General features: G+C 59.3%; 12 protein-coding genes, 1 pseudogene and 1 other annotated feature. Of the genes and pseudogenes, 10 read left to right on the top strand and 3 right to left on the bottom strand.

The window, feature by feature from the left end; translation table 11 throughout:
* Window positions 1–20: 20 nt before the first annotated feature.
* The 9 genes from B4F27_RS11860 (at window position 21) to B4F27_RS11820 (ending at window position 8,470) form a co-directional block, all read left to right on the top strand.
* Entirely contained in the window at window positions 21–923 is a 903-nt protein-coding gene (locus B4F27_RS11860) for a LysR family transcriptional regulator (protein ID WP_286759758.1), read from the top strand.
* Between the two features lie 158 nt (window positions 924–1,081).
* Window positions 1,082–2,203: a BMP family ABC transporter substrate-binding protein gene (locus tag B4F27_RS11855; RefSeq protein WP_074637495.1), complete on the top strand. Its 1,122-nt coding sequence runs from the start codon at window positions 1,082–1,084 to the stop codon at window positions 2,201–2,203.
* Window position 2,204: 1 nt separating this feature from the next.
* Window positions 2,205–3,311 (top strand): ABC transporter permease, encoded by a 1,107-nt coding sequence (locus B4F27_RS11850; protein WP_286759757.1) that lies wholly within the window; start codon window positions 2,205–2,207, stop codon window positions 3,309–3,311.
* Window positions 3,311–4,237, top strand: a complete 927-nt coding sequence (locus B4F27_RS11845; protein ID WP_037942164.1) for an ABC transporter permease — start codon at window positions 3,311–3,313, stop codon at window positions 4,235–4,237. The genes B4F27_RS11850 and B4F27_RS11845 overlap by 1 nt, the downstream gene beginning before the upstream one ends.
* Window positions 4,238–4,248: 11 nt before the next feature.
* The gene (locus B4F27_RS11840) at window positions 4,249–5,259 is read left to right on the top strand and encodes a formamidase (protein WP_286759756.1); all 1,011 of its coding nucleotides are present in this window, start codon (window positions 4,249–4,251) and stop codon (window positions 5,257–5,259) included.
* Window positions 5,256–5,936 (top strand): cysteine hydrolase family protein, encoded by a 681-nt coding sequence (locus B4F27_RS11835; protein WP_005848365.1) that lies wholly within the window; start codon window positions 5,256–5,258, stop codon window positions 5,934–5,936. Before B4F27_RS11840 ends, B4F27_RS11835 begins: the two co-directional genes overlap by 4 nt.
* Window positions 5,933–7,468 (top strand): ABC transporter ATP-binding protein, encoded by a 1,536-nt coding sequence (locus B4F27_RS11830; RefSeq protein ID WP_286759755.1) that lies wholly within the window; start codon window positions 5,933–5,935, stop codon window positions 7,466–7,468. The genes B4F27_RS11835 and B4F27_RS11830 overlap by 4 nt, the downstream gene beginning before the upstream one ends.
* A complete protein-coding gene (locus B4F27_RS11825) occupies window positions 7,465–8,130 on the top strand; it encodes a cysteine hydrolase family protein (RefSeq protein ID WP_286759754.1) in 666 nt (221 codons plus the stop codon). Before B4F27_RS11830 ends, B4F27_RS11825 begins: the two co-directional genes overlap by 4 nt.
* Complete coding sequence (locus B4F27_RS11820) at window positions 8,123–8,470, top strand: cupin domain-containing protein (RefSeq protein ID WP_286759753.1); 348 nt, start codon at window positions 8,123–8,125, stop codon at window positions 8,468–8,470. The genes B4F27_RS11825 and B4F27_RS11820 overlap by 8 nt, the downstream gene beginning before the upstream one ends.
* A 425-nt stretch (window positions 8,471–8,895) precedes the next feature.
* On the opposite strand, the pseudogene B4F27_RS11815 reads toward B4F27_RS11820, so the two are convergent.
* Window positions 8,896–9,926, bottom strand: a pseudogene (locus B4F27_RS11815) (IS3 family transposase).
* Window positions 9,485–9,601: a sequence feature (AL1L pseudoknot), on the bottom strand. (Overlaps the previous pseudogene by 117 nt.)
* Window positions 9,927–10,045: 119 nt before the next feature.
* The gene (locus B4F27_RS11810; RefSeq protein WP_286759752.1) at window positions 10,046–10,378 is read right to left on the bottom strand and encodes a YybH family protein; all 333 of its coding nucleotides are present in this window, start codon (window positions 10,376–10,378) and stop codon (window positions 10,046–10,048) included.
* A gap of 145 nt (window positions 10,379–10,523) precedes the next feature.
* On the opposite strand from B4F27_RS11810, the gene B4F27_RS11805 reads away from it, so the two are divergent.
* On the top strand, window positions 10,524–11,411 hold the full coding sequence (locus B4F27_RS11805; RefSeq protein WP_286759751.1) for a LysR family transcriptional regulator: 888 nt from the start codon (window positions 10,524–10,526) through the stop codon (window positions 11,409–11,411).
* Window positions 11,412–11,417: 6 nt separating this feature from the next.
* Here B4F27_RS11805 and B4F27_RS11800 read toward each other — a convergent pair whose 3' ends face one another.
* Complete coding sequence (locus B4F27_RS11800) at window positions 11,418–12,323, bottom strand: LysR family transcriptional regulator (protein ID WP_286759750.1); 906 nt, start codon at window positions 12,321–12,323, stop codon at window positions 11,418–11,420.
* Between the last annotated feature and the right edge of the window lie 70 nt (window positions 12,324–12,393).

The following is a 12,393-nucleotide window of genomic DNA, read 5'->3' as shown; positions in this document are numbered from 1 at the left end:
TGGGTCGGAAGGTCTTTTCTATGAAACATCTGCAAACTTTCCGCTTCATCGAGGCAGTGTCGCGCGCGGGCTCAATCCGGAAAGCGGCGGACGATATGAACATCACAGCCTCTGCCCTGAACCGTCGGATCCAGCGGTTCGAAGAAGAGTTTGGCGTCGAAATTTTTGAACGCCTGCCGCGTGGTGTGCGCTTGAACCCGGCCGGTGAGTTGCTGATGCAGCATTTCCTAATGCAGGAGTCCGACTTGCGGCGGGTGAGAAGCCAAGTGGCTGATCTGTCCGGCGAACGTCGGGGCCATGTGACGGTGGCCTGCTCTCAGGCGCTGATCCCGTATTTTATGCCTGCGCACACCGCAGCTTACCGGCGTGACCATCCCGGGGTGTCTTTTTCTGTGCAAGTGCGTGATCGCGAAGACGCAGAGCGCGATCTGGCCGAGTTCAGAAGCGATCTGGCCTTGGTATTCGAGCCTGTCCATATGGTAGACCTCGATGTGCTGATGCGTATCCCTCAGGTCATCCATGCCATCATGAAACGGGATCACCCCTTGGCGTCTAAGACCGAGGTACGATTGCGCGACTGTCTGGATCAGCCGCATGTCATCCCGTCCCGCCGGTATGGGGTGCGGGCTATGCTGGATGATGCCGCGGCGCGGGGGTCGCGCCCGCTACGCCCCATTGCCACATCCGACAGTTTCGAGTTCATGCGCCACTATGTGCTGCATGAGGATGCCATCGCATTCCAGATCCCCATCGGCCTGGATATGGATCACTGCGGCGAACTGACTTCGCGCCCGCTGTCGTTACGTGACGTAGCGGCGGGTAGTCTGGTCCTGTGTCAGTTGCGCGGTCGGACCTTGCCCGTGGCTTCCGCCCGTTTCGGCTTGGTACTTTCCACCGCATTGGAACAGTTTTCCGACGTCTAGCAGGCGACCCTGGGGCGACCACACACCGAGTGATGCATTTTTTGCACCGCTTTGTGGAATAATGAGCAGACGTAATCACCGCTGAGATTTTGTAGTCATTGAATCACATCATATGCGCTCTCTCCTCCCAGGGCGGCGCATCATCATTGGAGATTTGAATGACACATGCACCGTTCCTGAACCGCCGTGGTTTCCTTGGTACTTCCGCCGCTTTGCTGGGCACTGCCGCAGTCGGTGGTCTGGCCCGCCCCGCGATGGCGGCTGACCCTTTGACCGTGGGGTTCATCTACGTCGGTCCGAAAGATGATTTCGGCTATAACCAGGCGCATGCCGAAGGGGCAGCGGCGGTCAAGGCGATGTCTGGCGTGGTCGTGCTGGAAGAAGAGAACGTCCCCGAAAGCCAGGACGTGCAGAATTCCATGGAATCGATGATCAATTTTGACAGGGCCAAGCTGATCTTCCCCACGTCCTTCGGTTATTACAAACCCCATGTGCTTGAGACAGCGCCGAAACACCCTGACGTGCGCTTTCAACATTGCGGCGGCCTGTGGTCCGAAAATGACCCGTCGAACGCCGGTTCCTACTTTGGCTATATCGGCATGGGGCAGTATCTGAACGGCGTTGCCGCAGGTCATGCGACCAAGACCAAAAAGATCGGTTTCGTCGCGGCCAAGCCGATCCCTCAGGTGCTCAACAATATCAACTCCTTCCTATTGGGTGCGCGTTCGGTTGATCCCACGATCGTCTGTCAGGTGATCTTTACCGGTGAATGGTCGCTTGCCGTAAAAGAAGCCGAAGCCACCAATGCCTTGGCAGACCAAGGGTGCGATGTAGTCACCTGCCACGTCGACGGGCCGAAGGTGATTTGTGAAACCGCTGTTTCGCGCGACATTTTTGTTTGCGGTTACCACGCTGACCAGACACCGATTGCAGGGGACAAATACCTGACAGGGGCGGAATGGAACTGGGCCAGTGTTTATACCGACATGGTGGCCAAGACCTTGGCAGGGGAGCCGATCCCGAACTTCGTGCGCGGCGGACTGGCGGACGGCTTCATCAAGATGAGCCCCCTCGGCCCCGCGGTCAGCGATGCGGCGCGTGCACAGTTTGAAGCCACGAAAGCAGAGATCGAGGCAGGCGGCTTTGCCGCGATCAAAGGGCCGCTGAAGGACAACAAAGGCAATGTGATCGCCGCCGAAGGGGAATCCTTTGTCGAAACCGATGTCGCGATCGAGAGCATGGACTACCTTGTCGAAGGCGTGATTGGGTCGACAAGCTAAGATGACTTTGGTTGCTCAAACTGAAAAGCCCGCGGCCACTGCGGCGCGGTCCTTTATCGGGATCGCGCCGCGGGCCGAGGCTGTGGTGATCCCGATCTGTGCTTTGCTGGCCGGTTTCGCGTTATTTAGTGTCTTTTTGCTGATGGTCGGGAAATCCCCGGTCACGTTTTACCAACTGGTCTGGAAGGCGGGATTCTCGTCTGCTTTCTCGTGGCAGAACACGCTGTCGCGCGTGGCACCTCTGGTGCTGGCGGCACTGTGCGTCGCACTTCCCGCGCGGCTGGGGCTTGTTGTTATTGGCGGCGAAGGTGCGATCGTCCTGGGCGGGCTTGCCGCCGCCGTTGCAGGCACCGCCGTTGCGGGGATGCCCGCCGCTTTTGGCATGGCCACAATGGCGATTGCCGCGATGATCGTCGGCGGTGTCTGGATCGGTGCCGTGGGCGCGCTGCGGATCAAACGGGGCGTGAACGAAACGATTGCATCCTTGTTGATGGCCTATATCGCGATTGCGCTGTTGAACCATTTTGTCGAGGGGCCGTTCCGCGATCCGGCATCGCTCAACAAACCCTCCACCGTGCCACTGACAGAGAGTTTGCGCGTCGGGGATATGCCGTTTTTGCCGTCGCATTGGGGCATTCTTGCGGGCGTGCTTGCCTGCCTCTTTGCATGGGTCTTGATTGAACGCACGACGCTGGGGTTTGCCGCGCGTATTGCGGGTGACAATGTGCGTGCCGCGCAGGTGCAAGGGCTACCCGTAGAGCGTCTGGTGATCGGTTTTACCGCACTTGGCGGTGCCTTTGCAGGGCTGGCGGGCTATTTCGAAGTGGCGGCGGTGCACGGCTCTGCAAACGCTTCGCTGATCGCGGGCTATGGCTATACCGGCATCCTGATCGCCTTTCTCGCGCGGCATAACCCGTTGGCGATCCTGCCGGTTGCGGTTCTGTTCGGCGGGTTCGAAGCCTCTAGCGGGTTGATCCAGCGGCGTATGGAGCTGCCCGATGCGACGATCCTTGTCTTTGAAGGCATCGTGTTCCTGGTGATCTTGCTGAGCGAGGCGCTGTACGGGCGGGTGCCAATCTTTACCGCTGCATATTGGGAGAAACGCTGATGGAACAGGTAGATGTCGGCCTTTGGGGCGTTCTCATCGCCATTCTGGGCGGTGCCATCCGTGTGTCGACCCCGTTTATATTTGTCTCTCTGGGCGAGCTGCTGACCGAACGTTCTGGTCGGTTCAACCTTGGGCTGGAAGGGACATTGGTCTTCGGCGCGATGAGCGGCTACGCCGTTGCTTACGAGACCAACAGTGCGTTTGTCGGCGTTTTGGCGGCGGCTGCGGCGGGGGCCTGCTTTGGGTTACTGCACGGGTGGATCTGCAAGTTCAAAGGGGTGAACGACATTGCTGTGGGCATCGCCATGATGCTGCTTGGCATGGGGCTCGCCTTCTTTTTCGGCAAACCTTACATCCAGCCGCAGGCACCTGATCTGCCTGCGATCAGCTTGGGCTGGTGGTCGGATATCCCGCAGCTTCGGGCGGCACTTGAGGTAAATGTGTTGTTCATCGTCGGCGGGCTGCTGGCGCTTGCCATTGCATGGATGCTGCGTACCACCCGCATGGGGCTGCGCTTGCGCGTGGTCGGGGACAGTACCGATGCGGCGCGTGCTATGGGGCTAAGCCCCGATCGCATCCGGCTGCTGGCAACCGGCGCAGGTGGGGCATTGGCGGGCGTCGGCGGTGCCTATCTGTCGCTTTACTATCCCGGCAGCTGGACGGAAGGCATTTCTTCGGGCCAAGGCCTGATGGCCATTGCGCTGGTGATCTTTGCCCGTTGGAACCCGATCAACTGCTTTTGGGCGGCATTGCTCTTTGGCGGGGCGGGCGCACTTGGCCCCGCCTTGCAATCGGTGGGCATCACCGAAGGCTACTACCTTTTTGGTGCGGCACCCTACGCCCTGACACTGGGCCTTTTGATCCTCACCAGCGCGCCGGATCGCGCGGTACAAGGCGCACCGCTTGCGCTGACACTGACGAAATAAGGATAGAGATTATGAATGGTTTAGGTGGACTGAACAAATCTGACCAAGGTGTTGTGATTGGCATGGTTCAGTTGCAATTGCCGACTGTCGCGACCAAAGCCGAGCTGACAGCACAAACCGCCCGCGTGGTCGATCTGGTGGGCAAGGCGCGCCGCAATATGGCGACGATGGATCTCGTGGTATTCCCTGAATACATGTTGCACGGGCTGTCGATGAACACTGACCCCGAGATCATGTGTACGATGGGTGGGCCCGAGGTCGCAGCGCTCAAGCAGGCCTGCGTCGACAATGACATCTGGGGCTGCTTTTCGATTATGGAGCTGAACCCCGGCGGCTACCCTTATAATACGGGCCTGATCATCGACCCGCAGGGCGAGGTGCAGCTGTACTACCGCAAGATGCATCCTTGGGTCCCCGTAGAACCGTGGGAGCCGGGCAATGGCGGCATTCCGGTCTGCACCGGCCCCAAAGGGGCCAAAATCGGGCTGATCATCTGCCACGACGGGATGTTTCCTGAAATGTCCCGTGAAGCGGCATATAAAGGGGCCGAGATCATGATCCGCACTGCGGGCTATACCGCCCCGATGCGCGAGGCGTGGCGGTTCACCAACCAATCCAACAGCTTCTGCAACCTGATGATCACCGCGAACGTGTGTATGTGCGGCTCTGACGGGACGTTCGACAGCATGGGCGAGGCAATGATCATCGACCACGAAGGCACCGTCATCGCGCATGGCAAAACTGGGCGCGTGGACGAGATCATTACCGCCGAGGTCCGCCCCGATATCGTCCGCGAGGCGCGCATTGGCTGGGGCGTGGAAAACAACCCCTATCAGTTCGGGCATCGCGGATATGTTGCCGTGAAGGGGGGCGCGCAGGATTGCCCCTATACTTATATGACCGATCTCGCGAAAGGGGCCTATCGCCTGCCATGGGAGGATGAGGTCAAGGTCACTGACGGCACAAGCTGTGGCTTCCCGCTGCCCAACCGTAGATTCAACGAGCAGGAGCCGCAGTCGTGACCACCGTTCAAAGCCACCCCTACGCCTGGCCCTATAACGGCGATCTGCGCCCCGAGAATACGGCGCTGGTCATTATCGATATGCAGACCGATTTCTGCGGGGTCGGCGGGTATGTCGATCACATGGGCTATGATCTGTCGCTGACCCAAGCACCTATCGCGCCAATCAAGGCGCTACTGGCGGACATGCGGGCCAAAGGCTACCACATTATCCACACCCGCGAAGGGCATCGCCCCGACATGGCGGATCTGCCCGCGAACAAGCGCTGGCGCAGTCAGCAGATCGGGGCCGGGATCGGTGACAGCGGCCCCTGCGGCAAGATCCTGATCCGCGGCGAGGCGGGGTGGGACATCATTCCGGAGCTCGCCCCGCTGGAGGGAGAGACAATCATCGACAAACCCGGCAAGGGCAGCTTCTATGCCACTGATCTGGAGCTGATCCTGCGCACAAGGCAGATCGACAATCTGATCCTCACCGGTATCACAACCGATGTCTGCGTTTCCACCACCATGAGAGAGGCGAATGATCGCGGGTTCGAATGTGTGGTCGTCGAGGATTGTTGCGGCGCAACCGATCCTGCAAACCATGCCGCGGCCATCAAGATGGTCACAATGCAAGGCGGCGTCTTTGGGGCCGTGACGACCAGCGCTGATCTGATTGCGGGGCTGCCGTCATGACAGTGCCTGCGCGTACGTCTGGCGATGCCATCAGCGTCGAAGCCATCGGCATGACCATGCGTTTTGGCGATTTCACAGCGCTCGACGATGTCTCTCTCAAAATACCGGCGGGCAGCTTCCATGTGTTGTTGGGCGAAAACGGTGCCGGGAAATCGACGTTGGTGAAATGCCTCATGGGGTTTAACCGCGCGACACAGGGCGAGATGATCGTGGACGGGGCGCAGGCCTTTATGACCGATCCGAAGGTCGCGCAATCGCTAGGGCTGGGAATGGTCTATCAGCACTTTACCCTCGTGCCCGCGCTGACCGGTGCAGAAAACCTCGTGATCAGCCGCACCGACACCCCAAGCGTTATCGACTGGGCGCAAGAACATCAGTCGCTTCGGTCCTTCATGGCGACGATGCCATTCCACGTGCCGCTCGACCGACCGGTGAGCCAGCTTGCTGCAGGCGAAAAGCAAAAGCTCGAGATCATCAAACAGCTCTACCTTGGCAACCGCTTTCTGATCTTAGACGAGCCGACATCCGTGCTGACCCCTGCCGAGGCAGATGAGGTTCTTGGCCATATCCGCGCTATGACGGACGCGGGCGCGCTGACTGTCCTCATGATCTCGCACAAGTTCCGTGAGGTGACCGCATTTGCCGATCACGTCACGATCTTGCGCCACGGTAAATACGTCGCCGGTGGCGCAGTTTCCGAGATGAGCGTGGAAGACATGAGCGCCGCCATGATGGGCAAAGCGCCTGTACACAATCCGCGTGTTCGCGTTGATACGGTACGCAAACCTGTGCTGCACCTAAACGGCATTCGGGCACAAGACCGCAGCGGGTTGAAAGGCATCCAGATCGACGACGTTACCCTGCATTCCGGCGAGGTTCTGGGAATCGCTGGCATCTCGGGTAACGGCCAGATGGAGCTGATGGAAATCCTGACAGGTCAGCGTCGTCTTCAAGCCGGAGAGATACGGGCAAACGGCACCCGCTATACCGCCACACGGGCAGAGGCGCGGCAGCATAAAATCCGCTACCTGCCCGAAGAACCCCTGCGCAATGCCTGTGCCCCCAAGATGAGCGTCGCCGATAATCTTGCGTTCAAGATGTTCGCTGTCAGGCGCAACGGCCGGCCTGCCTTCTGGTGCAATCGCAAAGATATGGCGCGCAATGCCGATCGGCTGATTGCCGAGTTCAACGTCAAGACAACCTCGCCCGATGCCCGTATCGCTTCGCTGTCGGGCGGGAACGTTCAGCGGGCTGTTCTGGGGCGCGAGCTGACCGGCGAAGTGAATGCGCTGATCATATCAAACCCCTGTTTCGGGCTGGATTTTGGTGCGGTCTCCGCCATTCGCGACCGCATCATCGAAGCCCGCAATAACGGCACGGCGGTGCTGCTGATCAGCGAGGATCTTGACGAGATCATGGAGCTTTCTGACCGCATATTGGTCATGTCAGAAGGGCGCATTGCCTTTGAAACCACCGCCGCCGCGGCAGATCTGACGGAGATCGGGCAGCATATGGCAGGGCATGCCGCATGACACAGATCCCCGCCCGACCTTTCGGTTTTCCGCTTGCCCGTGATCGGGTTGCGCTGGTCATTATCGACATGCAGCGCGATTTTGTCGAACCGGGTGGCTTTGGTGCAAGCCTCGGCAACGATGTCCGCCCGCTGCAGGCAATCGTGCCCACGGTTGCGCGGCTGCTTGCAGGCTTTCGCACCGCTGGCTTGCCGATCTTCCACACCCGCGAAGCACACCGCCCCGATCTGTCCGATTGCCCGCCTGCCAAACGTCTGCGCGGTGCGCCTGCGCTGCGCATCGGGGACGCGGGGCCCATGGGCCGTGTGTTGATCGCAGGCGCGCCCGGTTGCGAGATCATCCCCGCGCTGACCCCGCTGCCCGATGAACCCGTCATCGACAAACCCGGCAAAGGTGCCTTCTACGCCACAGACCTCGGCGATCAGCTTGCCGCACGGGGGATCACCCAGCTTGTCTGCGCAGGTGTCACGACCGAGGTTTGCGTACAAACCACGATGCGCGAGGCCAATGATCGCGGGTTTGAATGCCTCTTGGCTACCGATGCCACCGAAAGCTATTTCCCAAGCTTCAAAGCTGCCGCGATAGAGATGATCGTCGCCCAAGGGGGTATCGTCGGCTGGGCAACCGATACGGATACAATTCTAGGAGCGATCAATGGCTGAGGGTCTGCCATCACCAAACGTGTTTCGGGGGCTCGTGCCCGACGGTTGGCAAAACATGACGTTCGAGCCCTTCCGCGAAGGCGTCGAGATTTGCCACCTTGGCCGCGGTGGTCCGGACGTCGCCTTGCTGCGCTACGCCCCCGGCGCCTCTGTTCCCCGCCACCGCCATCAAGGGTTAGAGGTGATCATCGTCCTGTCCGGCAGCCAAAGCGATGACCATGGGCGGTATCTCGCCGGGGATGTCGTGCTGAACCCGAAAGGAAGCGAACATGAGGTCTGGTCCGAGGACGGATGTACGGTCCTGATCCAGTGGGAACGCCCGGTGACGTTTGTCGACTGAGCGACAAAGCTTATCCGGATCGCCTTGCTGATCGCGGAACTGCTGCTTTTGCAAAATTGTAAGGTCAATTTTCATACGTGTCTTGGATTTAAATTTGGCCGTAAGCCGTGTCGTTGCAAAGCCGAGGGATTAGCCACAAATGTCTCCGGGCTTGATCGTGATCCCATTCGTTCGGGCAGGTGTACGCCCAGTTTAACGTGCATTTGTTTAAGCCAGCGGCAACTACACTAAATTGGTCAAAACCACAGGCCTGAGAATACAACTATCAGCCCCCCCGCGCAGAGCGCGATCGTCGGTATGGGGCGGCGCGCTCGGATCAGGCCGGACGAAGAGTAACGTCAACCCCAAGGCCACGCGCGCCGCCGCCAAGAGAGCGGCCAGTGGTGAACCGCCGCGGATTTACCGGAGAGTTTCTGGTTCAATGATTAAGCTGCTTTTTCGGCAGCGTTCAAGGTTTCGTAGAATACTTCCTCTGCTTCTTGCGGCGTGACGTAGCCGATGGCGCTGTGCAGTCGAGTGTTGTTATACCAGTCGACCCACTTCAGTGTTTCCCACTCGACCTGGCCGACGATCTTGCGGGCGAAGACGTCGATCACGAAGGCGACATAGACCATACCCTGCCAGCTTGAGACATAGGTGAAATCGTCGTCCATTGGGCTCGGACCAATGGCACCACAATGAACGACCCCAGAGCCGGTTCGGCATATCGGCGACGAAGGCCCGGTTCACCTTGTCAGCCGGGCAGGGTTGGGCTGTATCGGGGTTGGTCGTGATCACCTTCTTGCCACGGACAACACCTTGTAATGTCAAGATCTTCATCAGCCGCTCCACCGTGCAGCGGGCGATGTCATGTCCGCTGCGGCGCAGTTGATGCCAGACCTTGCGCGCGCCATACCGGCCCCAGCTGCTATCGAACGCCTGCTTGATGGCGGCCATGTCCAGCTGATCCTGCCTAGCCCGGTCCGATGCCAGGTCCGGATCACGCTCCACGGCCTTGAAGGCGTAATATGTCGATGGTGCGATCCCCAAGACCCGGCAGATCGGCCCGACACCAAAGACGCCACGATGATCGTCGATGAACGCGATCATTTGCGGAACGGGCGGTCGAGCTCCGCCGCCGCGAAATATGCGCTGGCCTTCTTCAGGATCTCGTTGGCCTGGCGCAGTTCACGGACCTCACGCTCAAGTTCGTTCGCCATTGTCTCTCGGACCAATGGCGTTCCAATGGCTCACTCCGATCTTTCTCGGCACTTGTCAGCCCGGCCCGTTGCCCGGCATCGCGTTCGGCCTGCTGACACCAGACGCGCAAGCTGTCCGGTGAACAGCCAAGCTTCGGCGCAATCGCCTTATAGGCTGCCGTGTCGCTGGCATAATCAGCACGGTTCTCTCGGAAAAGCCGAACACCGCGTTCGCGAAGCTCGGCAGGATAGGCGGGGGTGAATCTCTGCCTGGTCATAGGGCTCATCCTTTGAGAGTTTTACTCTCCGGTAAACCCGGGGCGGTTCAGTAACGGCCTACGCCGGGCCGTTGTTGTCCATGTCGAGGAACATCTTCCAGGCGCCGGTTTTGTCGCGCTTATAGCCAAGCACCAAGCACCAAGCGGCCCTCGGGCGTCTTGACCTCGCCTGTGTCGTGCATCTTCATCGTGCCGTAGAAACGGCCCGATACGATGACAGTGTCGCCGTATTCCTGCAGGTCTTCGATATCATAACCAGAGGTGATTTCTGCGGCGGCGATACGCGGGTTGTACTTTGCGCGGATCGCCTGCGTGCCTGTTGTGACAGGCTGGCGTTCGTTCACCGTCATCACCTCGGGATGGCACGAGGCCACCATCCGTTCGATGTCACCATTGTCGAGGCCAGTGTTCCACTCAGCGATGGCGGCTTGGATTTCTTCAAGTACTGTCATTGTCTTGCTCCTTGGTCTGTTGATTGAAGGCCCAGTCATCGACCTGATCTTCGCGTTTTCATTTCCATCTTGCTGAGAATGTAGACGGCTGTTATCGTAAGGATAACCCTATTTTAACCTAACGCCGTGATCGGAAAAGCGGACAATGGCCCGTAGCAGCTTTGGTGACATTCGTGTATTTGTCGAAGTCGCGCGCCGCGGCGGATTCCGTGCAGCTGCCGAGCATCTTCAGCAAGCCCCCGCCTCGGTGAGCGAGGCCATCCAACGGTTCGAGGACCGTCTGGGTGTGCGTCTGTTTGAACGGTCATCACGCTCCGTCGTGCTGACACGCGCAGGCGAACAGCTCTATGATAAGAGCCTGCCCGCCATTGTGGATCTGGAAGATGCGCTGGATGACATCCACGCGAAGAAGGACGAGGTCGCAGGCACCTTAAGGCTTTCGGCCCCCTACAGCGCTGGTCCCTTCTTTCTGGATGATCTGGTCGCACGTTTCGCGACTGCATTTCCAACGGTCGATGTTGAAGTCATCTATGATGACAAAAAGGTCGATCTTCTGACGTCAGGCATCGACGCCGCGATCCGTTCAAACACGTTGCTTGGACCAGATACACATGCTGTCTCTGTTGGACCAGAACTGGAAATGACCATCGTCGGTTCGGCCGAGTACCTTGCGGGGAAGGGGACACCTGCGCATCCGCGCGATATCCTGAAGCACGATGCAATCTGCTATGCCTTTGGCTCGGGCGCTCATCTGGCCCCGTGGGGGTTCGACGGGCCGGAGGGCCTGTACACGATGCAGCCGAAACCGCGCATGGTGGCGAACGACATGCGGTCGCTTCTGACCTATGCACAGCAAGGGCTTGGTCTTGCGTATCTGTACAGGGAAATAGCCCTGCCTCATCTGGAAAAAGGTGGCCTGACCGAAGTTCTCAGCGGCCATGTGGGACAGCTTCCGCGCTATTCCTTGAATTACCGCAGCAAGCGGAACATGACGCGCCGGCTCAGAGCTTTCGTCGATATGGCAAAGGCGTAGCGCAAGTCAGGTCTTGGCGCTATCTGAACAAAGCTCCGGATCATCCGCGAGATGGTCAATAAGCGCCCGCACCCGCGTGGTAAGGCGCCTATTCTGGGGGAAGAGCGCAGCAACGGCATAGGGCGAAACCCGATGCTCGGCGAAAAGCTCCACCAGATCACCGGACCTGAAGGCATCCGCCACCGTGTAGGCGGGGCAACGGGCAATTGCAGCGCCTGTTGCGGCAAGCCGGGCTGCAGCTGCGGACGCGTTCATGCGAAAACGCCCGTGGACCGGAACAGCCTCCTCCTGACCATTGATATCAAACCTCCAGATGGTCGGCTCGGTCATGTTCCCGTCAAGAATACACTCATGCGTGGCCAGCGCCCGCGGATGGTCCGGCGTTCCGGTGCGCTCCAGATAGGCGGGCGACGCACATACGACCAACGGCATCGGGCCCAGTTGCCGTACCTTGAGCGCGCTGTCGCGCATCGGGCCAATCCTGATGGCGAGGTCAAAGCCCTCCTCAATGATCGACACGCGGCGGTCAGAGAATTGCAAATTAAGGTCCACATTGGGGTGTTTCGCCCCGAACCTTGCCAGCGACGGCGTCAGCCGCAAAGCTCCGAATCCGGTGGGGGCCGAAATGTGTATTACACCACGTAGCGACGTCTGATCGTGTCTGACCCTCTCCTCCAACTCGTCAAAGCCATCAAGAAGCGGCTCACATAGCGCAAGATATGTCGCACCAGCGTCCGTCAAAGAGACACTCCGCGTCGTGCGATTAAGCAACTGCACCCCGAGCGCATTTTCCAAGTCAGCGACATATTTGCTGACCAATCGCGCAGATCGCCCCATACGCTGCGCGGCAATCGTGAAAGAGGCGTTCTTGGCGACAAGCGCAAAGGCCCGCATCCGGTCGATTTTATCCATCTCATTGCGCCTTATCAGGGCTTAAATATACGCCAATTTAGACAATTATCGCCGGAATACGCAACTGGTA

The sequence above is a fragment of the Sulfitobacter sp. UBA1132 genome (assembly GCF_002311545.1).
In the GTDB taxonomy this organism is placed as follows: Bacteria; Pseudomonadota; Alphaproteobacteria; order Rhodobacterales; family Rhodobacteraceae; genus Sulfitobacter; species Sulfitobacter pontiacus.
This window is presented reverse-complemented; position numbering and strand designations above follow the sequence as displayed.

What these genes read in the sequence shown, in the direction of transcription:
- B4F27_RS11860 (WP_286759758.1), top strand. Translation starts at nt 21, where the DNA reads ATGAAACATCTGCAAACTTTCCGCTTCATCGAGGCAGTGTCGCGCGCG.
- B4F27_RS11855 (WP_074637495.1), top strand. Translation starts at nt 1,082, where the DNA reads ATGACACATGCACCGTTCCTGAACCGCCGTGGTTTCCTTGGTACTTCC.
- B4F27_RS11850 (WP_286759757.1), top strand. Translation starts at nt 2,205, where the DNA reads ATGACTTTGGTTGCTCAAACTGAAAAGCCCGCGGCCACTGCGGCGCGG.
- B4F27_RS11845 (WP_037942164.1), top strand. Translation starts at nt 3,311, where the DNA reads ATGGAACAGGTAGATGTCGGCCTTTGGGGCGTTCTCATCGCCATTCTG.
- B4F27_RS11840 (WP_286759756.1), top strand. Translation starts at nt 4,249, where the DNA reads ATGAATGGTTTAGGTGGACTGAACAAATCTGACCAAGGTGTTGTGATT.
- B4F27_RS11830 (WP_286759755.1), top strand. Translation starts at nt 5,933, where the DNA reads ATGACAGTGCCTGCGCGTACGTCTGGCGATGCCATCAGCGTCGAAGCC.
- B4F27_RS11825 (WP_286759754.1), top strand. Translation starts at nt 7,465, where the DNA reads ATGACACAGATCCCCGCCCGACCTTTCGGTTTTCCGCTTGCCCGTGAT.
- B4F27_RS11820 (WP_286759753.1), top strand. Translation starts at nt 8,123, where the DNA reads ATGGCTGAGGGTCTGCCATCACCAAACGTGTTTCGGGGGCTCGTGCCC.
- B4F27_RS11810 (WP_286759752.1), bottom strand. Translation starts at nt 10,378, where the DNA reads ATGACAGTACTTGAAGAAATCCAAGCCGCCATCGCTGAGTGGAACACT.
- B4F27_RS11805 (WP_286759751.1), top strand. Translation starts at nt 10,524, where the DNA reads ATGGCCCGTAGCAGCTTTGGTGACATTCGTGTATTTGTCGAAGTCGCG.
- B4F27_RS11800 (WP_286759750.1), bottom strand. Translation starts at nt 12,323, where the DNA reads ATGGATAAAATCGACCGGATGCGGGCCTTTGCGCTTGTCGCCAAGAAC.